Genomic DNA, 24660 nt, shown 5'->3' on the forward strand with positions numbered 1-24660 from the left:
GCTCACGGGCAAGCTGAACCTGGCCGATTCTATGACGATAATGACGTAATGACAGGCTCATAACCATAACAGATGGGTGTTGAAGAGTGATTATCAGGGCCGGGGAATTCCAATAACCCGACCCTGAATCAGCTTCCGGGCAGTATTATTGATGCGGCGGATACCAGGCTTTCAGGCCGGATTCCACTTCTTTACCTGCATCAGCCGGGTCCATAGTGCCGTTGAGCACCTGAACGGACACGTTCCACAGTTGGTTCTCCATGTTGGGAGTACCACGTGACAGGATCTGGTAGGAATTACGAATCGTTTGTTCGCACTGGTTTCTCCAGCTCAGGAACTCCTTGGCAACCGGGTCCTTGATGCTGACTTTGTGATTGGCCAATGGGAAGAAACCGGGGAGGGAGTTGGCATAAAGCTCGGCGAACTCGGGTCCTGCCATCCAGTTCAGGAAAGTACGTGCGGATTCTTTTTGACTGGATGCGGCGTTGAGACCGATGCCGATATCAGTATGATCGCTGATATAACAGGTTTTCTGTCCATCCGGTGTGGGTGGAGGGAAAGCGCCGAATTCAAACTCTGCCTGGTCGTTAAAGGTCGTTATATCCCAGGAACCTGCCGGATAGATGGCTCCGCGCCCCAAAGTGAACAGGTTTTGTGAGTCGGCATATTTTTGCGCCTGGTAGCCGCGTCCCATGAAAGGACCCCACTTGGCCATATGTTCCCAGACCTGGACATATTCAGGATCAGTCAGTTTCGCGTCACCGCTGATCAACGCTGCACGACCGTCTTCGCCTTTCCAGTAATTGGGGCCTACATTCTGGAAGCCCATAGTGGCTGCTTCCCATTGATCCGCTGTGCCCATAACCAGAGGTACATAGCGGGAATTTTCCTTGATATTTTCCAGGACTTTGAAAAATTCAGTCTCAGTCTTGGGGACGGATAGGCCCAAATCCTTGAAAATTTCTTTGTTGTAGATAAAGCCATGAATTACAGAAGCCATTGGCAGACAGAAAACGTCATCGCCCTCGTCGGTAGACCAGGCTGTTTTCGCAACGGCCGGGAAGTTGTTCATTCCCTCAAGTTCGTTGAGCTTTTCCAGGTTGCCCTTTTTGTAGAGGGCCAGGGAGGTGTCGAAAGGACGGCAGGTAATCAGATCGCCTGCGGTGCCAGCCTGAAGTTTTGCCTGCAGGGCTGAGTTATAGTCGGCGGGAGGAGTCGGGGAAAATACGACATTAATATCGGGGTGTTGCTTGTTGAAAGCGGGGATAATGACATCATTCCAGATCTTTGCATCGTCGTTCCGCCAGCTTTCGATCACTAGTTTATCTGCAGCACCAGACATTGGTGAAGCGAAGATTGTTGCGACGAGCCCCAGTTTGGTGAGCCGGCTCAAATGGTTTTTTATCGTACTTATACACATCTTTTTGTTCTCCCATCAAGATGATCCAGGACATAAGACATCTCTTAGCTCAATACCAGACAGTTAATGGTATTTCTATTTTTGTAATACCAATATAAACCCAATGGTTTGTTTCAAGCAAGTGCTTTTTGGTCGTATTTTGCCCGTTTTCATCGGTTTTTGAGATAAAGTGATGTGGTCTGGGGTTGGAATCGAGAGGTTTTTACACTATTATCTCTATAGGTATTTAAATGGTATTGTCGGTGTGTACAGCTTAAGACCACTTTTGGCCGTTTTGGGTTGAAGTGGAGGAGGGTAATTCACCGGACAGGAGAGGAATATGCGTGTCATTATTGCTGAAAACGCAGACAATGTCGCTTTTTACGGGGCGCAGCAGTGTGTTCACCAGCTTCAGTCTAAACCGGAATCTGTCCTCGGATTGGCGACAGGCAGTACACCAATCGCACTCTATGAACAGTTGATTCAACAATGCCGAGAGGGAAAGATCAGCTTTGCCGGTGTGTGGACCTTTAATCTCGATGAATATATCGGTATTGATGAACAACATCCCCAAAGTTATCGGAGTTTTATGCAGGAACATCTCTTCGATCATGTTGATATTGAACGTGAGAACACCCACATCCCGAAGGGGATGTTGGATCCAGAGGAGGAATCCCGCGAATATGAAGCTAAAATAACATCAGCCGGCGGCATTGATTTGCAGATCCTCGGAGTAGGACGCAACGGACATATCGGATTTAATGAACCTACCTCAAGTCTGGGGTCTCGTACCAGGGTCAAGACATTGGCACCTGATACTATCAGGGACAACAGCCGCTTTTTCAGCTCGGATGAAGAGCAGCCTCACTTGGCCATCACTATGGGTATCGGCACGATCATGGAAGCCCGGAAGATTATTCTTCTGGCTGCAGGAGAGAACAAGGCCGATGCCGTAAAGGCGTTGGTCGAAGGTCCGATGACGGCAATGCAGCCGGCTTCTGTGTTGCAGATGCATACGAATGCCTTGGTCATTGTTGATAAAGCGGCGGCACAGAAATTGGAAATGATTGAATATTATCAGTGGGTGCAGCAGGAGACGTTGCGTCTGCAAGGAGCTGATTGTTGAGTTCAGAAGTCTATTATCTGGGAGTCGATGGTGGCGGTACTTCCTGTCGTGCCCGTCTCTGTGATGCCTCCGGAAATGTATTAGGGGAAGGTACGGCAGGTAGTGCCAATCCCCGGTTAGGGCTGGAATACGCTTATGCCAATATCCTCGCAGCGACCTATTCAGCATTAGCCGTAGCAGGGGTCGACAGATCTATTCTCTCATCGACTTATGCCGGTTTGGGATTGGCGGGTGTCGCTCAGCACAAAGAGTACGAGCTGGTGATGAGTCATCCTCATCCATTTGCGGATATTGCGTTGGTGACGGACGCACATACGGCCTGTCTGGGTGCCTTTGGCGGTGAAGATGGCGCGATACTAATTATGGGGACCGGCTCCTGTGGTGTGGCCTATGTCAATGGCGAGTTTCATATCGTTGGTGGATGGGGGTTCCCGGTTTCAGATACCGGCAGTGGCGCGACGCTGGGGCTGTTGGTGCTGCGCCATTCCCTGCTAGCTTTTGAAGGAATGGCTGAAGCCTCTCCCATGACGAGGGATATCATGGAAACCTTTTCCAACCAGCAGCAGAATCTTGTGGCATGGATGGATCAGGCCAAGCCCCGGGATTACGCAAGTTTTGCCCCCAGGGTTTTTCAGCATGCGGATAAGGGTGATCCAGTAGCTTGCCAACTTCTCACCAGGTTGGCGGAAGAAGCGGCAGTGATGTTACGCAGGCTGCTGGAGCTGGGAGCTCCGAAGTTATGTGTGATGGGAGGGTTGAGCCAGGTAATAGAGCCTTGGCTACCTGAGGATGTAACCTCGCTAACAGAGGTGCCAGTGGGCGATGCCATGGATGGTGCCATTCGATTGATCAAACAAAGACAGGAGGCAGCCTGATGGCTTATGCCTTGACTGAAGGCCGGATTTTCACAGGTGATGAAGTCCTATCCGGTCATGCGGTAATTGTAGACAACGGACTCGTGCAGTCTGTTGTGCCGGTAGATCAGTTGCCTTCGGGCATTGATATGGTCGCGCTGAATGGAAATCTGCTCGCCCCCGGTTTTATCGATGTACAGGTGAATGGCGGGGGAGGCGCATTATTGAATGATGAACCTTCGCCCATCACAATTAACACCATTGGCGAGGCTCATCGTCATTTTGGTACTACCGGTTTTCTGCCGACGTTAATTACTGATACCCGTGACACGATGGTAGCTGCCATAGAGGCTGTACGAGAAGCTCTCAGGCAGAAAGTGCCTGGCGTCAGAGGGATACATCTGGAAGGTCCGTACCTGAATACTTCCCGAAAGGGGGTTCACCGCAAGGAAGTGATTCGCGAACCCGAGCAGGATGCTATAGACCTGCTGTGTTCTCTGGGGACTGAAGGTATTACCCTGGTGACACTGGCACCTGAAAGAGTTCCGCCTGGGTTTATCAGAGAGCTTCGTCGTCGTGGGGTTCTGGTCTCGCTTGGGCACACAGAAGCTTCCTATGATCAGGTATTGCAGGCCCTGGAAGAGGGGGCTACGTGCTTTACTCATCTCTATAATGCCATGTCTCCACTTAATCATCGTGATCCGGGGGCGGTTGGTGCTGCTTTGGATGACCCCGGCAGCTGGTGCGGCATCATTGCGGACGGCCATCATGTGCATCCCGCCAGCCTGCGGATCGCTTTCCGGGCCAAGGCAAAGGGCAAGATGATGCTGGTGACTGATGCCATGCATACAGTGGGAATCGATGGAGACCGGTTTGAATTGCAAGGTCGTTCTCTGGTTCGCCGGGACGGATTGCTGGCCACGGAAGACGGCGTACTGGCCGGCTCAGATCTGGATATGGCGACAGCCGTCAGGTATTGCGTAAATCATGCGAATACTGAAGTGGAAGAGACCTTGAGAATGGCATCGCTGTATCCGGCAACTTTTCTTGGGATTGATCAAACATATGGCCGTATTGCTCCAGGGTACAGTGCCGATATGGTTTTGCTGGATAAAGATTTTAACGTTAGAAGCAGTTGGGTGAGCGGTAGCTGATTTCATCAGTGTTGCCTACCTTTGCTACCAGCCATTAGAGCTGAGCGCGCGATTGACCAAGATATGTTGACGTTTCACGAGTGTTTTATGAAACGTCAACACTTCTAGACTATTTCACCAAGCTTAGAGCCTTTTCGATGCCGGTGTCTTTCCCCGCGTTTACATCGTCCGGCCACATATAAACTACCTTATGGGCTGGTGGTATACCGATACTTTCAAAATTCTCGCCTTTAGGCGAAGTGTAAACTTCATTGGATAACGAGTAATCCCATCCATTGGGCAGCTCAAAGCCTAGAGTATCTGAAAGAATACCCCCTGTTGATTCCCCGATTAACGTCACCTGTGGCAGGTTACGCATCGTCAGTGAAAAGGTTTCAGCGCCGCTATAGGTACTGCCTCCTATCAGCAGGTAAACCGGTTTTGAGTAATGCAAAGCGCCAGTGGGTTTCAACGTGATGTGTTGGGTGTCGGTGTAGCCACTTCTGTGACGGGCTTTCTTGCTGAAAGCATGAAGACCTTTTTGAGTGAACCTGCCAGCGATCTCCAGGGAATTACTATCATAGCCTCCCTGATTCCGGCGAACATCGATAATCAGGGCATCGGTGGTATACAGAGCTCCCATTGCTTCATCCATGGCCGCTTTAAGTATTTGATGATTGGCATCGTAATCAGCATCGGGGTTTGCCGAATACTCGGCCATGTCATCAACCAATAGATATCCCACCTTCCGAGTTGACCGGCTCTGGTCAAGAACCCCGTAACAGATATTATCATTTGCCAGGCAGTTCAGATCATCCAGGTATGTCATGAGGTTATCGACATTCTGACGGTCTAAATCTTTCAGAAAGCGATTGAGCCGGGCGTTATAGAAGGTATAAAAGTCCTGATATTTATTCTGAGCTTCGAACTCTTTTTGCAGTGTGTTCTTGGGATGATGATCATCGAAATAGGTCTGAAGCCTTTGCAGCCAGAGTGGATCCTTCGCGGGAGAAAAAAGCTCATCGTCGTTGACCAGATTGATATGGCCGTCATTGATTGGAGAGAGCATTTCCTTGAATAAGCTGAAGAGAGCCTGACTACTGTCTATGTCTTTGAGCTTTTCACGGCTTCGGGCATCTGTCTTTGTCCAATCGATTCCGCGAGCATCGAAGAAAGCATAGTAATCATAAAAGGTGTGCCAGAACACTTCATAATTGGCTTGGTAGTTGGTGTCTGGATTGGGGGTGTCATCCTCGCAGCGTTGGGGAAGTTTATTCAGCTTAATCCTGATGTAAGGATGGATATCGCTGGGGATATTTTGGGGAATGGTCCTAAAGCTTTTCTTATCGCCGCTGAGTGAAACTTTTCCGAGTATGTCGTCAGCCTGCGATAGTGTGATTTCATCCAGTTTGAAACAGTTCATGCGGTCGTATTGGTATACCGATACTGTATTCTCATTAAAATCCACAATTTGTCCGTACCCTTTCTGTTCCCATACTCCGGTGAGCTTGGAAGCATAAATCGTTTTGGGTTTGCCATGGTTTTTTACAGATTCATCAACGTTACATGCTGTTATTGATAAAGCCAAAGAAACCGTGCCGGTCAATTTGGCGATATCTGACAGCGTACACTTCCCATTGTTGAGTGCGGGCTTCATGAGTTTTTCCTTAATACAGATAAGATTATCAGCATTATCATTGCCTGCTCGGGGGATCTCCTTAGCGAAATTGGGATCAATTGTCCTGTTATGGGGTGTCGCCGTGACCCTTTGCGACAATTTGGGACAGAGTTGAACCGGGCAGGGCTCGCTATTCGTATTAAGCTGGGCTTTAATAACAGGAAAGGACCGCCTGAATCCGAACTGCCATGTTAACGACACTTGAACCTGTTGCCGAAAATCTCTGGACTGTTTCTGCCCCTCAGAACTTTCTGATATTTCATGTAGGGACCAAAATGACGGTTGTTCGTTTGAGCAACGGTACCCTGCTTCTTCATTCGCCAGTTTCCATCAGCCATCAGGTGAAGGAGGCTTTGGATGAACTGGGGCCTGTTTCTCACATCGTCTGTCCCAATCTTTTCCATCATCTTTATGCTGGGGAGGTACTTAAGCTTTACCCCACTGCCAAATTGCACGGCCCGGTAAAACTACATAGGAAACGTAAAGATCTGCCGTTTGATTTTATATTGTCCGACGAGCCCCATCCGGACTGGCAGGATGATCTGGAGGTCCTGACAATTCAGGGTAGTCTGCTGAACGAGACAGTGTTTTATCACAAGCCAACGGCGACGCTGATCAGTTGTGATCTGGTAGAGAACTTTCGTACTTCCGGCCACTGGCCCACTCTGCTTTGGCTGAAAACCGGTGGCATACAGGGTAAAGTCGGGTGGCATCATCTGCTAAAACTGGTCTATTGGAATCGGGCGGAAGCCAGGCAAAGTATTGCAAAGATACTTGAGTGGCCGTTTGAAAGGGCCGTTATTTCTCATGGACGGATTTTAGAAGAGAACGCTCACGAATCCGTTGAGAAAGCTTTCAAATGGCTGTTGAAATAGGTGAGTATATGAGCAACGACCAGATTCTGGTGAAACGAGTGGTGTTGGATGTTTTGAAGCCACTTCAGCCGAATGCCCTGGATTTCACCCGGCAACTGACTACCTCAGCAGGTGGATGTCAGGTAAAAGTACAGGTGGTCGAAGTCGATAGTCAGACAGAGAGCCTAATGGTGGAGGTTACCGGTGAAAATGTGCCGGTGGATCGAATAATAGAGGTGATTCGAGGAACTGGAGCAACAGTACATAGTATTGATGAAGTGGAAGCAGAAAACCCGGTATCTGACAGGGAATGAATTAAGTGGGATTTTTGAGTGACCTGCAATATGTCATCCGATTGACCAAGTCTCAGGGAATCGCCCGCCGCTATCTGATCACCAACGGTTTTGATGGTGCCTTTACCATGCTAGGGCTCAATATGGGGTTTTATGTCAGCAACCATACTGATCTCAACGTTGTCTTTCATGCCTGCCTTGGTGCAGCCATTGCCTTGGCTGTCAGCGGCCTGTCCAGCGCCTATATCAGTGAGTCTGCAGAGCGTCTGAAATCATTACGGGAACTTGAGCAGGCAATGGTGGCGGATTTGTCAGGGACAGTCCACGCCCAGGCGGTAAAGATTATCCCTGTCTGGGTGGCGCTGGTGAATAGTGTGTCACCCCTGATAGTGGTCATTGTTATCACCGCACCTGTCTGGCTGGCTTTAGCGAATCTGAATCCTTTTCCAGATCCTGTTGCCACATCCATTCTTGTCGCTTTCGCGGTATTGTTTGCGCTAGGTGTCTATGCTGGAAAAATCGGTGGAACATCATTGTTCCGAACCGGCCTGCGAACTTTGATGATCGGAATTGCGATCAGTATGTTGGTGTTGTTGATTGGGTAGTAAGTGTTCGTATTAAGGCCAAAAACTTTCCTAAAAAGATAATGACTATGAAAAAAGCTGCCTTACCTCTTATTGTTTTAATTCTATTCGTCGGCTTTACCGCCGTGGTGATGCTACAGGCGGAGCAGTCATTAATTGCTTTTGGCCTGTCGTTGATGTCTCAACCGGATACAGCGCAGGTTGTGATTGATCTCTACATCATGGCTGGTCTGGCCTGTGTCTGGATGTTCTATGATCTTAAAGCCCGAAATAAACCCGTTATTCACATCATTCCATATGCACTATTGACCGCTATATTTGTGTCTGTTGGTCCGCTTCTCTACTTGGTTGTGAGGTGCTGCTCGGAGCAGGAAAAGCGTTAAGCACAGGTAAAGAGGGCGCGTCAGCGCTAAAAAATTTTACAGGGTTTGTTCGGAGGATAACTTTCTAGTTGTTGAAAGCGTATTTGTTGGTGTGTGAAATACGCTAAAGGTCATAAACCAATACTTCTATATCCGCATGTATTAGAGTTGTTAAGATGATTGGTTCTATCTCTTCCCAGGTACCCCCAGCTAATCCGCAGCCAATTCGAGGCATATGAACAGAAGCGTTTTTGCTTTTGGCAAATATGGCGACTTTTTCTAGCCCCTTTCTCACTGCTTCATATCTGATAGGAGGCTCCTTTTGCTTGCTTCGTTTCGAGTAAACACCGTGTTGCCCAATGATGTTGGCAACAGTGGTGTCAGGTTCAACCTCAATAAATTGAACATCTCCAAGATTAGGCGTGGGCTCTGCGCTAAAAGCATTTTTATAACTTGTCTCAGGTAGCTTCCACTTCTTACTGATAGCTAAAACGAACCCTTTGCCCCACTTCCCCAGATCATTGCAAATATGGACAATAACTTTATGGTTATCGCCCAGAGGGTTGGTTGCATCCCCTTGTATATACTTGATGTTCATTTTATCGCTTCTATCCAAACTTTCTCGAAATCCTGTTTGGTTATCTCACGAACAGCGAATTCTGTTTGGCTCCTAATTTCTGCCAGTGTTGGTACGGGAGCTATACCCAGCCGGGTTGGAGCAATAGATTTTTGAGTGGAAGCGTAGGTCATTTTTCCGTCAGCAAATATTTCCACTTTTCTGGTTTCATACCGGTTTGGATCCAACTCGCTATAAAATTCCTTTGGATAGCCAGCGGGAGTACTGATCCATTGCGAATAGATATATGTGCTCATATTTCGTCCTAGTTCTTACCATGGCCTGTTAGGCGGTGCGATATATCAAGTGGAAGATTATTCGGGATCAGATAGACATTCTTTCGTCCATAAATAACATCCAGGCCGCGGACGTCAATATTAATATGATATTCGAACCTCTTGCCAGCCCAAGGAATCCCGAAGAAAATCATGGAAAGTTGAGAAGGTCTTTTTGATCTTGGGGTGATGTTACTAACATACTGCCCCTCTCCAAATCGGGCATCCTTTGGGTTGTTGGCCTTCAGTGAAGGATTGATAGCTTCACTTTCCAGAATCCCTCTATACCCCTGTTCACTCGTATAGTGGTAGAGAATTCTTTCCATGTAAGACTCCTGTAATTGATGTATTAAAGTGTCTATAGGTGGATACTGTAGGTATCAATTTGCTGGGTGATAGATACAAAATGTATGCGAAGGGCAAACTTCCATCAATCGTCTATAAGGACTACAGAAGTTCTAAGCTGGTGTTTATGAGAGGCTTACTTTCAATGAACGTGGAACCTGACTTGATTAATTAATCTTTCAAATAGGTTGAAAGACTTCGATCTGCTTTAAGTCAACCCGCCTCCTCTGTCGCCTACAGATAATCGGTAACAGCCGATCAGGTATGTCAAAAGAGGTCGTATGGAGTATATTCAAAGCCATCATAAATGCGTTGAGGAATAAACGATGGCAGGTGGTTGGTCTCGTGATGGCGCGGTGCAGGATCAAATCGACGCCAGTATTGAAGATGAGGTGGCAAGGGCCAGAAGCCGGTTGGTGTCAGGAGAAAGCGCAACTCATTGTGATGAGTGTGATGCTGAAATACCTGAAGCTCGCCGAAAAGCGCTTCCCGGAATAAGGCTTTGTATTCGTTGTCAGTCTGCGCTCGAAGAGAGTGAAACGGGGTCTGGTGGTATCAACCGTCGCGGTAGTAAGGATAGCCAGCTCCGGTAGATGATCTTCTGGTAAAAGGTATTCCTGAAGCTGAAGTGGAAGGATACTGGAACTATATTTTGACAGGCAATGTTGTTATGGACATCAAAGATAATCTGAATGAGTTTCTGGTTATTTCCCGAGGACATTGGGATAAGGACAAATCGCCTGAAGAGATACAGGCGGCCATTGATCAGTTTTATGCCTGGATTGAACAAGAGATTAACGCTGGCAGGATGCGGGCGGGTCAGAGATTATCCAGTCTCGGGAAAGTGGTACAGAAGCAGGGCGTGACGGATGACCCCTATACGGAAACCAGGGAAATCATTGGGGGTTATTGGTTTATCATGGCGGAAAGTCTTGAGGAAGCGGCGAATCTTGCTTCCCGGAATCCCTGTCTGGAATGCGGGCTTCTCTACGAAATCCGACCAATTGAGAATGCGCTGGCCAGCGCCTATCAAAAGACTTCTGAAACGCCAAAGTAGCCTTATGTAACAGGTTACCTGAATATAATCGGACCAAAATTCTACCGGGTATCATTGCCCACTTTGGTTGCTTTAAATAATGACGCAACCATCAAGATGAAATCAAAAGTTGTATCCTTTGCGTTCTGTAGAGATCATGTCTCCGCAAGGAGACTGCTGTCTCTATGGGAGCAAGGGATTATAAAGCCTGAGTATTGGAAAAATAGGAAGGGGAATTTTGGAGAATATTTATGAGCGATAGATGGGATGATTATGCCGAGGGCTGGGACACGAACGAGGACGTTATTGTTTATTCGGAGAAGGCATATGAGTCACTGAGGGCAGTATGCAATATCCAGGGGCTTCGGGTTCTGGACTTTGGCTGTGGTACGGGATTATTAACAGAAAAAATGTCTGCTGTGGCTGACAGTATCGTTGCGATTGATCCTTCTGAAAAAATGATCTCAATACTCGAAAATAAGGGATTGGCGAATGTCGCCACGATACAGGCGGAGCTCTCACGGGAGCTTGTCAGAGACAATGAGATGTTACAGCAGAAATTTGATCTGATTGTTGCATCATCGGCGTTAGCTTTTGTTTCTGATTTTGAACAAACTGTGATCCTGATGAGTGATCTGCTTAAATCCGGAGGTTGTCTGGTCCAGTGGGACTGGCTGAGTGACAATGGAGGGATGGGATTCAGTAAAGAGGATATTACCCGAGCATACAGTAACGCCGGCTTTTCTGAAATCGCCGTATCCCTGCCGTTTCAGATGGCGAGCGAAAAAGGGGTGATGAAAGTCATTATGGGCGTCGGTAAAAAGTCCTGACGTCTTTCGGCCATAACTGATTGTGTTAATTGGCTGGAGGGTGTCTTATTATTTTTTTATAAAACCAATCAATTTTTTATAAAACCATTCAATGGAAACCACATCAGCAAGTCCACGAGCTAGGGAGTCACGATGACAAGTCAACGCAAGATCAGCCTTTCGGCTTTCCTTCTGTCGTTTTTTGTATTGCAGGGGTGTTCCGATTCAAGTCAGAAGATGGAGGAAGAAAAGCCATTGCGTCCTGTCAGGACCATGGTGATCGGCTCAATGGAAGGCGCTAACTGGCGTGAGTTTCCTGGTACGGTGGACGCTGCCCAGAAAGCTGAGCTCGGATTCCGTGTTTCCGGCAAACTGGATAGTTTGAATGTCAATGAAGGTGAGGTGGTCAAGGAAGGTGATGTGCTGGCAAAACTGGACGATACTGATTTCCAGATTCAGTTCAAGAGTCGTCAGGCCGATTATCAGCAGGCCCATGATGATTTCTTGCGTGGCAAGGCATTGATTGGTAAAGGGGTCATCTCCCAGTCGGATTTCAGCAAACTTCAGGCTCAGGATGTTGCGGCCCAGTCCGCGATGGAGACTGCCCAAAGAAATCTGGATTATACCCAGTTGAAGGCGCCGTTCAGTGGTCGGATTGCACGCCGTTACGTGGAAAACTATGAGGAAGTTTCCGCGATGCAGCCGATCTACGCGCTGCAGGATATTTCTTCCTTACTGGTGAAAGTGGATATTCCTGAAAGCCTGATGATTACCGCCCAGGAAGGGACTGAACCGGACGTACGGGCTCTGTTTTCAGGCATTCCCGGAGAAAGCTTCCCCTTAAAGCTGAAAGAGATCTCTTCCCGGGCCGATGAAGCCACCCGTTTGTTTAATGTGACCTTTAGTATGCCGGCCAACCCAAAATACAACATTCTACCTGGTATGTCGGTCACGGTCAGGGGACGTCCACCGCAGTCCAATATGCAGGATGGTGTGGTATTCGTACCGCCTCACGTTGTGCAGGAAGACGGTGATGGGCGCTATGTATGGACGGTCAGGCATGAAAATGATACGACAGGGGTTGTCAGTCGTCAGAATGTCACCACCGGCGAAATTCAGAATAACGGTATTGTTATTATGTCCGGGCTGGAAGTTGGCGATGAAGTGGTCACAGCTGGCATGAGTAAAATGCATGACGGTCTGAAAGTGCGCCTGACCACGGAGGGGAACCAGTGAATATCACACGCCTTGCGATAGAGAACAATCGGTTGACGATTGTTCTTCTGCTGGTGGTTGCTATTGCCGGAGTCATGACATTTCTTGGTATGCCCCGTGCCTACGATCCGGGGTTCATCATGCGGGCCGCGCAGGTAATCACTTACTTTCCCGGTGCCAGTCCTGAACGTGTTGAGGAATTGGTTTCCTCGCAGATAGAAGAAGCGGTAAAAGAGATTCCTGAACTGGACTTCGTGAAGAGCGAATCTCGAACTGGCGTGTCGATCGCGACCGTCAATATCAAGGAAAGTTACAAAGACATGCGTCCCATATGGGATAACCTGAGGCGCAAGGTTGAATCCATCTCCCCGGATTTGCCGGACGGTGTCGTCGGTCCCTATGTGAATGATGAGTTTGGCGATGTTTTCGGCATTGTGATGACCATTACGGCTGAAGGGTTCAACTATGCGGAACTCAAAGACATCGCTGACGATGTGAAAACGGAACTGCTCAGATTGCCGGATGTTGCCAAAGTGGAAATCTGGGGAGAGCAGGAAGAGCGAATCTTTGTTGAATATAACAACACCCGTCTGTCGGAGCTCGGTCTGTCACCCAGTCAACTATCGCAGGCCCTGGAGACCCGCAACATTATAATTTCCGGCGGTTCATTCAATCTGGGGCACGAGCGGATTTCCCTGGAACCCAGTGGTAACTTTGAGTCTGTGGAAGATATTGAGCAGACCATTATCAATATTCCAGGAACTGACCGTTTGTTGTACCTGAAAGACATTGCCACGGTGGTTCGCGGTTATGTGGATCCGCCGGAATCCATGTTGCATTCGTCAGGTGAGTTTGCCCTGGCAGTGGCTGTTGCAATGCGTGAGGGTGGCAATAACATCGAATTGGGTGAACAGGTGTCATCCATGATGAATGAGCTGCTACAGCAATATCCGTACGGAATTGAGTTTGATCTGGTCAGCTTTTCTCCTGCGGAAGTGGATCAGAAAGTCAGTGATTTTGTCTCCAATCTGCTGCAGGCCATTGCCGTTGTATCTATCGTAATGCTGTTTACACTCGGGTTGAGAACGGGATTGGTCGTTTCCACATTGATTCCCCTGTCCATGTTGCTCGCTTTTCTGGTGATGTCCTATCTCGATATCGGTCTTGATCAGATATCACTGGCGGCACTGATTATCGCGCTGGGGATGCTGGTGGATAACGGTATTGTGATGGCAGAGAACATCATGGTGCAGATGGAAAGAGGGAAGAAGGCTGTGGATGCCGCTGTTGATTCGGCCATGGAGCTGAAGGTCCCATTATTGACCGCTTCACTTACCACGATTGCGGCCTTTTTACCTATCTATCTTGCAGAGTCCAATGTAGGGGAGTTTACCTCTTCTCTGTTCAAGGTTGTGGCAATTACTTTATTGGCCTCCTGGGTTATATCCCTGACCGTGATTCCCATGCTGTGTGTCTATTTCCTTAAGGTGACCCAGCAGGAAGACAGCTTTAATTCCCGCTTCTATCGTACCTATCGCCGCACGCTGAAAACCATGTTGCGGAATCGGGGAGTAACACTCGTCGTCACGGTCCTGGTATTTCTCCTGGCAATGAAGGGCTTTGGTTATGTCCCCAAAATATTCTTCCCGCCATCAGACCGGAATTATTTTCAGGTTGAGCTGAAACTCCCTGAAGGAACGGCCATTGAGGAGACTCGTCGAGTTGTCAGTGACATAGAGGGATATATCGAATCGGAGCTTGAGGTCAATAGTGAACGCTCTGAAGGTGTGACCAAATGGGCGAGCTATATCGGTAATGCCGGGCCCAGGATCATCCTGTCCTACAACCCAAAACCCAACAACAGCAGCTACGCGATGATGATCGTTACGGCCAGCGATGCGGTATTGGTTCCGGAATTGATTGATAAACTTGGCCGCTATGCGTTGGATCATCATCCAGATCTGGAAGCGACCATCAAACCCATGGCCAATGGCCCTTCAGTGGCAAATCCTGTAGAAGTTCGCCTGAGTGGAACTGATGTGGATGTTCTGTTCCGTCATGTGGATGAGCTGAAAGCCAAGATGCGTGACATCGGCGGCCTGACGAACATTACAGATGATTGGGGGCAGCGGATCAAGAAACTGGTCATTCATATTGACCAGCCTCGCGCCTTGAGAGCCGGCGTTACCAGTCAGGATATTGCTGTTTCCCTGCAAGCAGGTATTAGTGGGTTGGAGTTAACCGAGTACCGTGAAGGGGAAGATATTATCCCGGTCATGGTCAGGGCAGAAGGCGCTAATCGAAATAATGTCAGCGGTGTCCAATCGCTATCCGTCTATGTACAGTCTACTGGAAAATCGGTACCACTTTCCCAGGTGGCGGATATTGAAGTGGTTTGGGATACCGCAAAAATCTATCGCCGCAATGGACTGAAAACGGTTGCTGTTGGTGCTCAACTGGATGGGGATATCACAGCGGCTGAAAAGTTTGCCGAATTGACCCCTTGGCTTCAGGAGCAACAGAAGGTATGGGGCACCAGTACCCGCTACGAATTAGGAGGGGAATCGGAGAGTTCCGGTAAGGCGAATCAGTCAATTGTGGATAAACTGCCGATTGCCGGTTTTGTAATCCTGATTCTGATGGTGGGCCAGTTCAATTCGATTCGTAAGGCCATTATTATCCTGAGTACGATTCCGTTGGGACTGATTGGCGTATCTGCCGGTCTGCTGGCGCTGGACAGTGCCATGGGCTTCATGACATTTCTGGGAATCGTTTCACTGGCGGGGATCGTCATCAATAATGCCATTGTTCTCCTGGAACGCATCAAGCTGGAAATAGAAGAAGGTGTCGACCACGGCCAGGCCATTATCAATGCGGCTCAACAGCGGACACGGCCCATACTGCTGACGACTGCCACGACAGTGCTCGGGTTGCTACCTCTGTATCTGGGAGGTGGCGAGATGTGGGAACCTCTGGCGATTGCCATTATGGGAGGATTGCTGTTCTCTACTGTTCTGACATTGTGTGTGGTACCGGTACTGTATGCCACGTTCTATCGGGTGCGGGTGTAATCCGCGCCCCTCACCAAAGCACTGTTCAGCCCGTTTGGAATGATATGTCAGAACAGGATACAACGATGCTAAAGAGTATTACCCCGATTCTCAGGATATTTGATGAGGTGAAAGCCAGGGAATTCTACCTTGATTACCTGGAATTCAGTCTCGACTGGGAGCATCGTTTCGAAGATGGCATGCCGTTATATATGCAGATTTCCAGGGATGGAATAGTTCTGCACTTGTCTGAACATCATGGTGATTGTTGCCCAGGTGCAGCGATGCGTATTGAGATCCGGGACATTGATCGATTGCATCATGCACTGAAACAAAAAAACTATCGTTACTTCAACCCGGAAATTGAGGAAATGCCATGGGGAAGCAGAGAGTTGTCTGTGAGAGACCCCTTTGGCAACCGACTGACGTTTACAGAAACTGTTGCTGCCTGAGCTTTATTACAGGAGTAGTTTTTCTGTCTGTCCATTCGCCCTAGGTGTTCACCCTAGCTAGTGTCTGACCTAGTTATGAGAGTCTCCTTTAGTTGATAACTTTTCCGTAGCCAATATCAGGGGTAGAGGAAGAGTTATGTTGGACTCATCAGCCGGAGTGGGAAGCTCCGGTTCGGATAACACCGTAAACGGACCATCATCTCAGGCTTATCAATCAAATCAGTCATCACACTCTGTTGATTCCGTGTCCAACGTGACACCTGCCCGTGGACAAGAAATCGATCAGTGGGTTCAGGACAACGCCCATGCTGAAGACACGTTTGCCGGTATCGGTTATGACGATGCGGGCGGCGAACGGGTCAGCAAAGCATTGAATGGTGAATCTTCCCTCGGATTACTGACCTCTTCGGAAAAGCGTTATTTAGTGGAGTCCGCCACCACGAAATGGCGTATCTCCGGCAATACGGAAAACATCAGGGAAGCAGCGGAAAACCTTCAAAGTCCTGAAACCCGAAGTATTGTTGCAGGGGTATACGCAGAGCCTGCAGCCGTAAGTGATCGAATTCTTGCTGAAGGGGGCCAGGTTCTCTCCAGTCCAGAGGGGAGCGCTGCCGCGACTGAAATGCTCAGTATTGCAGTGGAACTTGACTCTGGGGCTGTCATTAATGCCTACGACGGCATTGAGGGTGCGCTTGGGCGTTCAGCGGGTGTACTTGATGGGAATGCTCGTGGGGAATTGTTGAACCGTGTTGCTTCTGGAGAAGTGAGTGCTGATGGTGATGGCATCAGCAAAATGGTGACGGCCATATTTCTTAAATCCGAATCCTCCGAATTGGCAAACAGTAATTACCGGCAGGCGATGTCAGGTGCTCTGGCTCAGGTTATGGTTAACAGGGACGGGGCTTCCGGTGCTGAGCTGCAAGGCAATATTAATACCTTGTCTTCCCTCTATAACGACATATTGTCTTCGTCCGGAGGTCGTGATCTTTTAGCAAATGATGCTGTGGCACCTGAATTACGAGGGTGGGCCATGGCAGAAATCGCCAGTAACCCTTCATGGAACGCTCAGTCATTGCAGGACGGTTGGGACAGCGGCGTTGTCTCTTCCAGTTATGCGAATGAAGTTGTTGTCCGATACCAGTCTCGCGGAGTTGAGCCACAGGTTCTGGGTGGAGAAGCGCTCCGTAATACCATTGGTCAGGCTTTGGGGGTTCGCCCTGATCGGTTACCTGCCGCGCATGAATCTCCCGCAGAAGAACAAAGCCGACTTGATGCCGGACTAAACCACCAATATTACGGCGCCAATCCCCGCATCGATGCCATCGCCACCAAAGTTCAGCAATTGGGAGGTGAGAACGCTGAAGTTTCCATCATGCCGGTTACAGTGACCAATGATGAGTTTGGAGCCGCAACATTCAACGTCTTCAAAATACAGGGAGAAGATGGGAAAACCTATTTTGTAGAAGATGCGGATCCGACCCGGCATTACACCGGTTTTGATGACTGGCGGGAAAACAGTCGTTTGCCGCCGGGTCAAATGACCTATGTGAAGGACATGGAATGGGGCGGAGCCAATACTTGCCCTGTTCTGACAACGGAGGCAACTCCCCTGGTAACCGACACCTTTGGTGAATGGGCTCGCAAGATTGGTGATGGCGTCGCGCTAGGTGCAGGAATTATCGCCGGCGGGGTGATTATCGTCGGATCAGGTGGAACGGGTGCCTTTGTTGTTGCGGGCATTGCGGGAGCCTATACCACTGCTCGGGCAGGTGAAGGGCTTTATGATGCCCAGGCTCACGGGGTGGATATATCTGACCTGTCGAACGCTGAAGTTCGTGCCAACTGGATTGATGTGGCGGCGGGGACTTTATCCTTTGGCGCTATGGGGGCTGCTAAATTCGCCACATTGGCACGTGGTGCTGGAACAGCGAATGTGGCGGCCCGCGGGGCTGCGGGTCTGGAAATCGCGGCCAATACTGCTGATGCCGCAGCCGCCACTAATCAGGCCTATGATCTGGCGACCAATTGGGATCGCATGGGCAATGCTGACCGTGCCATGGGATTGCTTAACATCGCCTTCTGGGGAGGAATGACGGCAGCCAGTACCCGGGCAGGTGGAGCCCCCATGGCGGATGCTTATAGTTTTTCCCGCCTGAGCAATCATCTTGAATTTGGTTCCCCCTATCCGGTCAGCCAAAATACTGACCTGCCTTCGGGCCAGATGAGGGTTGCCTATGATACCGGGGCTAATGGCAGAGCAGCCAATATTCGCATTGAGCATGGTGGCGCCACGCCTGATGCTGAGATGCTGGATCTGCACAGCCGGACGGCCAGACAGATGGAAGCCTCCGGTGGTTTGTTGGATCGTATCAGCACCCACCTGCAGGGTGGTCAGCAAGCCCCGGTCGGTTCTGCTGCCTGGGAAGCTCAGTTAGAGCTGAATAAGATTGGTCTCGAAGCCCAGTCGATCAGCCAGGGATTAGCTAATCCTGATATAACACCTGATCAACGTGCGGAGCTTCAAGTTCGATTGGAAGAGCTTGAAACTGCCACAGCATTCGAGGCTGATCGTCTTGGCCAGTTAGAGCAACTTGGTGAAGGCTGGATTGCCGCTCCAGCCAGAGGGGCCATACAGGCACGGGATAAAGGTTGGCCGGAAGCTCCAGAGGGTTATGTTTGGGTGGCGGGGGCATCAGTACCGCATCTACGGCGATTGGACCCTTCAGACTCCTCAAAGATGTACTATGACGAGGCTTCCGGGAAGTTCTCCGAGACTGTCGGCATGCCTCCCATGCAACGGGTTGGCCACGGAGAAAATAAGGTAGACTGGAAACCGGATGAAAGTGGACAAATAGTAGAAGTCACGGCAACGTTGAGAGAGTATTACAACTATGCCAAACGATCTTCAGCTGAGTTGTCAGCTCAAGGGGTCACGACTCGCACTAATGGTATTGAGGGAGATCATGCGGGTCATATTATCGGACACCGTTTCGTTCTTGATCAGGGACTTAAAAACCTGTTCCCACAGGACGCCAACTTAAATACCGGGGCATATAAAACCCTGGAAAATGAGCTGGCTGACTGGATTGCAGCAGGTTGTAATGTGAAAATTAATGTTAAGCTTAATAACTATCAAAATGGTCGCCCGACAGAAATAGAAGTCAGTTATCGAGTATTTGATACTAATACGGGCAAACAAGTTCATAGGGACATCGGCCTGTTTGCTAACGAGAGTAATCAAAGCTTCAATCGTCTCGGCAAGGCAGAAATTGATAATTTGTTGGCAATAAGTCGGGGTACTGGGGGGGAATAAGTGGATAAGAGTGTTTCTAATGAATTGATAATGGAAATCGGTTCTATCATTTTGAGAAGTGAAGAATATGCAGATGATAAGTGGGTTGGTATCTCTGTCGTTGGGAACTTTTCTCACGGCCAGCAAAGAATGAACGGCTACGCGTATTTCGAAGACGGAGATTATGAAGCTCGGGTTCCTGATGTTGATGCTCTGCGAAAGCTGCGGCAACTGCGTGAGGAAATGAAAAAAGAAAAAGGTCAGGAATGGCACCAATGCCTAGTACATGTTACTCGCCCGGACTTTAAAATAAATATTAAGTTTGAATACGATGATCCGGATCGATGGAAGCTTAAGAATATTTCTCGGGATATGAAAGAATATGCTGATTCTCTTAAGCCACCAGTATCTGCTTGATCAATTTGACTCTGCATGTTGAGTAGTTTGTATCTAATGGAGTCTGGCTTCAGAATCACATCCAGTGAGAGAGGCTGGGCGTACATCTCCCGAAATAAATCTGGCCGCCACTTCACCCGCGCACAAGGATGAGCTTAAAACATCATGGGATTGTTTAAAGGAAACCACGTAGCTGTTTGAGAAGTTGGATTGCAGGTCCAGAACATCTTTTAACGGCGTGACCGTGTCATATTCTCCCTGTAGGAATAATGTTGGAATCGAGGTTTTAACCGGCTCTGCTTCAATAGGATCCCCGCCTGAGACCTGCATTTCGTCACACAAGTCGTCGTCTTCCGGAATCATGGTTAAAAGCGTTTTCAGTTGTCCTTCAGGAAGGGCATCCAATTCACTCCTGATATGGTCAAAATCAGTAAAAGGCTTGGTTTCATAGCAGTAGTGACTACTGAAACTAAGATCGCCGTAGAATTCATCCACCTGGAAAACAAAATAGTCCACAAGGTAAGGCATCAGTGATGACAAGTCTCGCTGCTCCATATCGGTGATGATGACCGGCAATTCCCGAAAAATCTGTTTGCCATAGAGGCCCTGAACAATGCTGGAAACGAATCTGGTTCCGTTAAGTACGATAGTGAAGTCGGTTTCCTCTCCCCAAAAGTCCAGTTTTGTCCTGATAGGTTTCTCGTTGAGCTGATTGTATAGCTTCCAGAAACGGTCTTCTGTGTTGTCGATGGACAGCTTGCAATCGTCTGAAGTGGTGCAGTAATTTAACAGCTTATTTAAAGGGCCAATACTTTTCTCAAGATATCGATAATCGCCTTTCAGTTGAGGAAAGGCCGCACTGTCCAGAATCATCGTTCTAACAGAACTGGGGTATTCCCGAGTAATAATCTGAGCATAGACACTGCCGTAAGATACGCCTATCAGATTCCACTGATCGACATCGACGGCACGACGGAGAAATTCCACATCATTGGCAACAGCAAGGCTGTTGTATTGAGAGAAATCAACGCCCTGGTCCCTGAATTCATTGATACAGTTCTGATAGTCTTCAGTGCTGGCTTCATAGTCCTCTTTGATACTGAGATTCTCGCCCCATCTGAAGAACTCATTTTCTGCGAATATGCCGCAATTGAGTAAAGGCTCTGCCAGACCTGCTCCTCTGGGATCCATGACGTATAAATCCCTTCCTTGATCCAGCGACAGTTCACGATGGATGTCGATGAAGTACATCATGGAGTCCGTATCATCCAGATACATCGCAGATCCTGGTCCCCCGGCACCCAAGTGCAAGACCGGCGTCCTTTTATGGTTGCGTTTATTGCTTTTGAAAACAGCTACCGGGAAGGATATGGCGTGGCTGTCTGGGTTCTGATGGTTCTCAGGGACGTGCATTTGATAGCAAGCACTGTTTTCCCAGACATTCGCCTGGTCAAACCAGCAGGGCACAGGCTGGAGCAGTTCGCCGAAGAATTCGGCGGGCTGGTTAAGGAAAATACTTTTTCCTTTGTGAACAGTTTGGTCGGGCTGAACAGCGGCGGCTTCGGAAGCAGCTTCTACACAGATTGGAAGGAAAACTAACAGTAGGCTGATGAAATGCTTGGCCGTCATGAAACTCTGTCATCCGGAATAAAACGCTACAGGTGCTGGCCTCATTTAAGGCAACAGCATTAGAAGATCAATATGATAAGGAATTATTCTGTTGGGGAGAAACAATTTGAGACCTAATTGGCACCATCAGGTGCTGATTAACCGGGCCAGACACCTGATAGCGTCTGACCCGTGGTCTAGATATATCGCCAATGTAAGGCAAGTGAAACAGATTGCTACCTTAACTCAGAGGCCAGATCTCCCTCAGCGGCTGAAGAGCGGTCAACGTTGAATACTCCTTTGACCACTTGCCAGGTAAAGGCAAATGCACCAATGATAAATACCACATCACCAAAGGTTCTGACCCAGCGCAGGGTTTCCAACAGGTCGGATTGCATGAATGCCTCGCTTCTGGCATACCATAAGCCCTCACTGGTACTGGCATAGAACTGTATCAATCCAACAGGCAGTAAACTGGTCACAATCATAAGGACCAGTCCGGCATTGAGCCACCAGAAGCCGGTTTTCATCAACCTTTCACTAAAGACCAGCTGCGGACGGATATAGCGTAGTACCAATAGCGTAAAGCCCAGAGCCAGAAATCCATAAACACCGAACAATGCTGCGTGGGCATGTACAGGGGTCGTATTCAAACCCTGAACATAGTAGAGCGAGATTGGCGGATTGATCATAAAGCCAAAGACGCCTGCCCCCAGCATGTTCCAGAATGCGACAGCGATGAAGCACATCAATGGCCACTTGAGGTGTTCCATCCAGGGGGCACCCAGACGCAGACGCCAGTTTTCCCAGGCTTCATAGCCCAGCACAATCAGTGGGACTACTTCCAAAGCGCTGAAGGTGGCTCCGACCGCCATGACCGGCGTGGTAGTTCCTGCAAAGTACAAATGGTGGAAGGTGCCGGGAATGCCGCCAAGCATGAACAGTGAGGCTGACGCCAGACTTGCCGTTGTTGCCATACGTTTGGATACCAGGCCAAGAGAGCAGAAGATAAACGCCAGAGCGGTGGTGGCAAATACTTCAAAGAATCCTTCTACCCAAAGATGTACGACCCACCAACGCCAGTATTCCATGATGGAAATATGAGTGCGTTCGCCGTAGAAAAAGGCTGAGCCATAAAAGAGTCCAATCGCAATTACTGAGGCGGTTAACAATGCCAGCAGATTTTTATCCCCCGGCTGCTTCAGAGAGTGAGTGATACCTCGAAGCATTAATACCAGCCAGAACGCCACCCCGAGGAACTTCCCGATCTGCCAGAGACGTCCCAGATCCACGTATTCATAACCCTGATGGCCAAGCCAGAAGTTCAGTTCGGGCGGCATGATCTGAGCAATGGCCAGCCAATTGCCTGCAAAGGATCCAACCACGACTACAACCAGTGCCCAGAACAGAATATCCACGCCGATTTTCTGGAATTTCGGATCTTTACCACCATTGATGACGGGGGCCAGGAATAGCCCGGCTGCAAGGAAGCCGGTTGCTATCCAGAATAAGGCACTTTGAATATGCCAGGTACGTACCAGGGAATAGGGGAACCATTGGGAGACATCCAATCCATAAAAATGTTGTCCTTCCACAGTGTAGTGAGCAGTGAATCCCCCAAGAAGTACCTGAAAGCAGAATAGGGCCACGACCAGAAACAGGTATTTTCCCAGAGCTTTTTGAGAAGGAGTAAGTTGGATCAGTGATAGCGGATCCTGAGCGGGGGTATTGTTACTATGATCATCTTCTTTATGTAGAAATGACCATGCCCATACGAGAGCGCCAATACCTGCAATCAGCAGAACTATACTGACGATTGACCAGATGATGTTCTCGGCTGTCGGACGGTTGTCGATCAGAGGTTCGTGGGGCCAGTTATTGGTGTAGGTGGCAGAAGATCCCGGGCGTTCTGTTGATGCTGCCCAGGCCGTCCAGAAAAAGAAGGTGGCCAACTCCTCCCTACGTTCAGCGCTTGGAAGAGTGTTCTCTTTCATGGCATAGCTTTCGCGGATTCCCCGCAACTCAGGGGCGTTGCCAAACAGACGCGCATAATAGTCTGCCGTTGCCTGAATCGCTTTAACTCGTCGTGCACTTAGCGTGAGGGTGTTATTTTCCTGATGGAAGGTGTTTGTTCTATATTCGGATTTAAGGCGGTGCTGGAGTAACACCTGACTTTCTTCATCCAGAGCCTCGTAAGAAGCCCCGAACTCTTCCTGGGCGGCCAATGACAGCCACTGGCTAAGCTCCCTGTGTAGCCAGTCTGCAGTCCAGTCGGGCGCCTGATAGGCGCCATGCCCCCAGATCGAACCCAATTGCATACCGCCAACAGACTGCCAGGCCGTTTGTCCGTCCAGAACATCTTCTTTCGTAAACAGTAAGTCACCATTACTGGATTCAAAGCGATCAGGAATGGGGGGGGCCTGTCGGTATACCTCGGTACCGAAATAGCCCAGCAGGCAGAATGTCACACCAACCACAAACAGCAGAATCCACCAAAGCTTTTTATAGTCTGTCATGGCCACCTCCCAGTGCGTCGACGAATAAAATGTTGTTTTCCAGGTGAATATGCTGCATCAGATCATCACGGAGTTGATTCAACCCGCTATACAAAGCACGCCAGGTATTACAGGCCCCTTTGGGGAGCTGTATGTCGTTGGTCAGGTCTGCCAGGGTTGTCAGTGCTTCTCCATGCTGGTCATGTTCAAAACGCATGACAGAGACCGGGCCATTAACCTGCATGCCATCAATGCCTTGCTGTAGAAGCGGGAATAGAACGTTCTCTTCCTTCTGCATATGGCTTTCCAGCTCATTGAGCATATTATTCAGGTGATCCGCCAAACCAACCGGACATTCCGGGCGCTGTCCATGAACTTGCTCCACGCGGCGTGCCAGATAAATCAGCTCTGGCAGTTGTTCCCTGTGGCGGGCGTGATAACGGCGGAGAATATGATCAATCAGGTCATTCCTGTTGGCATTTGCCCAATCCTGATCAGCATCCGGTGAATCCCGTAAGGCGTTCAGTTGCTCCAGAACGTCGTCATGATCAACCCCCTTTTCGGTTAGGGCATCTCTCAGTTTGTGTTGGCCTCCACAACAAAAGTCGAGGCCGTAGTCTCGGAATAAGCGGGTAGCCCCAGGAATATTTCGTGCCAGCGAGCCTACAGATTGGTCAAGTAATGTCATGCCTGGTTCCTCGTGATGTCAGTCAGATTGATAAATTCAACTGATGATTCGCAAGGTGCGTGCCATTCGTTAACCGATTGAATAATTTGGATAAATATAT

Annotated in this window: 24 protein-coding genes; 16 read left to right on the plus strand and 8 right to left on the minus strand. The window is 49.0% G+C overall.

All coding sequences use genetic code 11. The annotated features are described in order from the left end of the window. Positions 1 to 145: 145 nt before the first annotated feature. Positions 146 to 1420 carry an ABC transporter substrate-binding protein gene (locus F566_RS0130245; protein ID WP_026180427.1) on the minus strand — a complete coding sequence of 425 codons (1275 nt, stop codon included), beginning with the start codon at positions 1418 to 1420 and terminating at the stop codon, positions 146 to 148. Between the two features lie 319 nt (positions 1421 to 1739). Between F566_RS0130245 and nagB the strand changes: the two genes are divergently transcribed. From nagB to nagA, 3 genes are read left to right on the plus strand one after another with little or no spacing between them, the layout of a single operon-like run. Further along, entirely contained in the window at positions 1740 to 2525 is a 786-nt protein-coding gene (nagB, locus tag F566_RS0130250; protein WP_020410809.1) for a glucosamine-6-phosphate deaminase, read from the plus strand. After that, the gene (locus tag F566_RS0130255; protein WP_020410810.1) at positions 2522 to 3400 is read left to right on the plus strand and encodes a glucosamine kinase nucleotide-binding domain-containing protein; all 879 of its coding nucleotides are present in this window, start codon (positions 2522 to 2524) and stop codon (positions 3398 to 3400) included. Before nagB ends, F566_RS0130255 begins: the two co-directional genes overlap by 4 nt. Next, entirely contained in the window at positions 3400 to 4533 is a 1134-nt protein-coding gene (gene nagA / locus F566_RS0130260; protein WP_020410811.1) for an N-acetylglucosamine-6-phosphate deacetylase, read from the plus strand. Before F566_RS0130255 ends, nagA begins: the two co-directional genes overlap by 1 nt. A 109-nt stretch (positions 4534 to 4642) precedes the next feature. On the opposite strand, the gene F566_RS0130265 is transcribed toward nagA, so the two are convergent. After that, complete coding sequence (locus F566_RS0130265) at positions 4643 to 6169, minus strand: S41 family peptidase (protein ID WP_020410812.1); 1527 nt, start codon at positions 6167 to 6169, stop codon at positions 4643 to 4645. A 209-nt stretch (positions 6170 to 6378) separates the two neighbouring features. Here F566_RS0130265 and F566_RS0130270 point away from each other — a divergent pair, with 209 nt between their 5' ends. From F566_RS0130270 to F566_RS0130285, 4 genes are read left to right on the plus strand one after another with little or no spacing between them, the layout of a single operon-like run. Next, positions 6379 to 7065, plus strand: a complete 687-nt coding sequence (locus tag F566_RS0130270; protein WP_020410813.1) for a DUF4336 domain-containing protein — start codon at positions 6379 to 6381, stop codon at positions 7063 to 7065. Positions 7066 to 7073: 8 nt separating this feature from the next. Next, the gene (locus F566_RS0130275) at positions 7074 to 7358 is read left to right on the plus strand and encodes a DUF211 domain-containing protein (RefSeq protein ID WP_026180429.1); all 285 of its coding nucleotides are present in this window, start codon (positions 7074 to 7076) and stop codon (positions 7356 to 7358) included. Between the two features lie 5 nt (positions 7359 to 7363). After that, positions 7364 to 7942, plus strand: a complete 579-nt coding sequence (locus tag F566_RS0130280) for a VIT1/CCC1 transporter family protein (RefSeq protein WP_020410815.1) — start codon at positions 7364 to 7366, stop codon at positions 7940 to 7942. A gap of 47 nt (positions 7943 to 7989) precedes the next feature. Continuing rightward, positions 7990 to 8304 carry a DUF2834 domain-containing protein gene (locus F566_RS0130285; RefSeq protein WP_020410816.1) on the plus strand — a complete coding sequence of 105 codons (315 nt, stop codon included), beginning with the start codon at positions 7990 to 7992 and terminating at the stop codon, positions 8302 to 8304. Positions 8305 to 8407: 103 nt separating this feature from the next. Here the strand turns inward: F566_RS0130285 and F566_RS0130290 are convergent, their stop codons facing one another. The 3 genes from F566_RS0130290 to F566_RS0130300 are packed head-to-tail and all read right to left on the minus strand — an operon-like array spanning position 8408 to position 9500. Further along, positions 8408 to 8899 carry a macro domain-containing protein gene (locus F566_RS0130290; protein ID WP_211210729.1) on the minus strand — a complete coding sequence of 164 codons (492 nt, stop codon included), beginning with the start codon at positions 8897 to 8899 and terminating at the stop codon, positions 8408 to 8410. Continuing rightward, positions 8878 to 9156 (minus strand): DUF6881 domain-containing protein, encoded by a 279-nt coding sequence (locus F566_RS0130295; RefSeq protein ID WP_020410818.1) that lies wholly within the window; start codon positions 9154 to 9156, stop codon positions 8878 to 8880. Before F566_RS0130295 ends, F566_RS0130290 begins: the two co-directional genes overlap by 22 nt. Positions 9157 to 9164: 8 nt before the next feature. Further along, a complete protein-coding gene (locus F566_RS0130300; protein WP_020410819.1) occupies positions 9165 to 9500 on the minus strand; it encodes an HYD1 signature containing ADP-ribosyltransferase family protein in 336 nt (111 codons plus the stop codon). 345 nt (positions 9501 to 9845) lie between these two features. On the opposite strand from F566_RS0130300, the gene F566_RS0130305 reads away from it, so the two are divergent. From F566_RS0130305 to F566_RS0130340, 8 genes are all read left to right on the plus strand, one after another. Continuing rightward, complete coding sequence (locus tag F566_RS0130305; protein WP_020410820.1) at positions 9846 to 10112, plus strand: DksA/TraR family C4-type zinc finger protein; 267 nt, start codon at positions 9846 to 9848, stop codon at positions 10110 to 10112. Between the two features lie 77 nt (positions 10113 to 10189). Next, positions 10190 to 10576 (plus strand): YciI family protein, encoded by a 387-nt coding sequence (locus tag F566_RS0130310; RefSeq protein ID WP_026180431.1) that lies wholly within the window; start codon positions 10190 to 10192, stop codon positions 10574 to 10576. Between the two features lie 230 nt (positions 10577 to 10806). After that, the gene (locus F566_RS0130315) at positions 10807 to 11385 is read left to right on the plus strand and encodes a class I SAM-dependent DNA methyltransferase (protein WP_020410822.1); all 579 of its coding nucleotides are present in this window, start codon (positions 10807 to 10809) and stop codon (positions 11383 to 11385) included. 132 nt (positions 11386 to 11517) lie between these two features. Continuing rightward, positions 11518 to 12600, plus strand: coding sequence for an efflux RND transporter periplasmic adaptor subunit (locus F566_RS0130320; RefSeq protein WP_020410823.1), 1083 nt, complete (start codon positions 11518 to 11520; stop codon positions 12598 to 12600). After that, the gene (locus F566_RS0130325; RefSeq protein ID WP_020410824.1) at positions 12597 to 15650 is read left to right on the plus strand and encodes an efflux RND transporter permease subunit; all 3054 of its coding nucleotides are present in this window, start codon (positions 12597 to 12599) and stop codon (positions 15648 to 15650) included. Before F566_RS0130320 ends, F566_RS0130325 begins: the two co-directional genes overlap by 4 nt. A gap of 65 nt (positions 15651 to 15715) precedes the next feature. Continuing rightward, on the plus strand, positions 15716 to 16081 hold the full coding sequence (locus tag F566_RS0130330; protein ID WP_020410825.1) for a glyoxalase superfamily protein: 366 nt from the start codon (positions 15716 to 15718) through the stop codon (positions 16079 to 16081). Positions 16082 to 16217: 136 nt separating this feature from the next. Beyond that, positions 16218 to 19394: a DUF4781 domain-containing protein gene (locus F566_RS0130335; protein WP_020410826.1), complete on the plus strand. Its 3177-nt coding sequence runs from the start codon at positions 16218 to 16220 to the stop codon at positions 19392 to 19394. Continuing rightward, positions 19395 to 19790 carry a hypothetical protein gene (locus F566_RS0130340; RefSeq protein WP_020410827.1) on the plus strand — a complete coding sequence of 132 codons (396 nt, stop codon included), beginning with the start codon at positions 19395 to 19397 and terminating at the stop codon, positions 19788 to 19790. Positions 19791 to 19823: 33 nt separating this feature from the next. Here F566_RS0130340 and F566_RS0130345 read toward each other — a convergent pair whose 3' ends face one another. Next, on the minus strand, positions 19824 to 21047 hold the full coding sequence (locus F566_RS0130345) for an alpha/beta fold hydrolase (protein WP_020410828.1): 1224 nt from the start codon (positions 21045 to 21047) through the stop codon (positions 19824 to 19826). A gap of 48 nt (positions 21048 to 21095) precedes the next feature. Between F566_RS0130345 and F566_RS37215 the strand changes: the two genes are divergently transcribed. Further along, positions 21096 to 21368 (plus strand): hypothetical protein, encoded by a 273-nt coding sequence (locus F566_RS37215; RefSeq protein WP_020410829.1) that lies wholly within the window; start codon positions 21096 to 21098, stop codon positions 21366 to 21368. A 245-nt stretch (positions 21369 to 21613) separates the two neighbouring features. Here the strand turns inward: F566_RS37215 and F566_RS0130355 are convergent, their stop codons facing one another. Together F566_RS0130355 and ytfE are read right to left on the minus strand one after the other, a co-directional pair. Further along, on the minus strand, positions 21614 to 23893 hold the full coding sequence (locus F566_RS0130355; RefSeq protein ID WP_020410830.1) for a nitric-oxide reductase large subunit: 2280 nt from the start codon (positions 23891 to 23893) through the stop codon (positions 21614 to 21616). After that, the gene (ytfE, locus tag F566_RS0130360) at positions 23880 to 24560 is read right to left on the minus strand and encodes an iron-sulfur cluster repair protein YtfE (RefSeq protein WP_020410831.1); all 681 of its coding nucleotides are present in this window, start codon (positions 24558 to 24560) and stop codon (positions 23880 to 23882) included. Before ytfE ends, F566_RS0130355 begins: the two co-directional genes overlap by 14 nt. Between the last annotated feature and the right edge of the window lie 100 nt (positions 24561 to 24660).

The sequence above is a fragment of the Hahella ganghwensis DSM 17046 genome, from assembly GCF_000376785.1.
GTDB classification, from domain to species: Bacteria; Pseudomonadota; Gammaproteobacteria; order Pseudomonadales; family Oleiphilaceae; genus Hahella; species Hahella ganghwensis.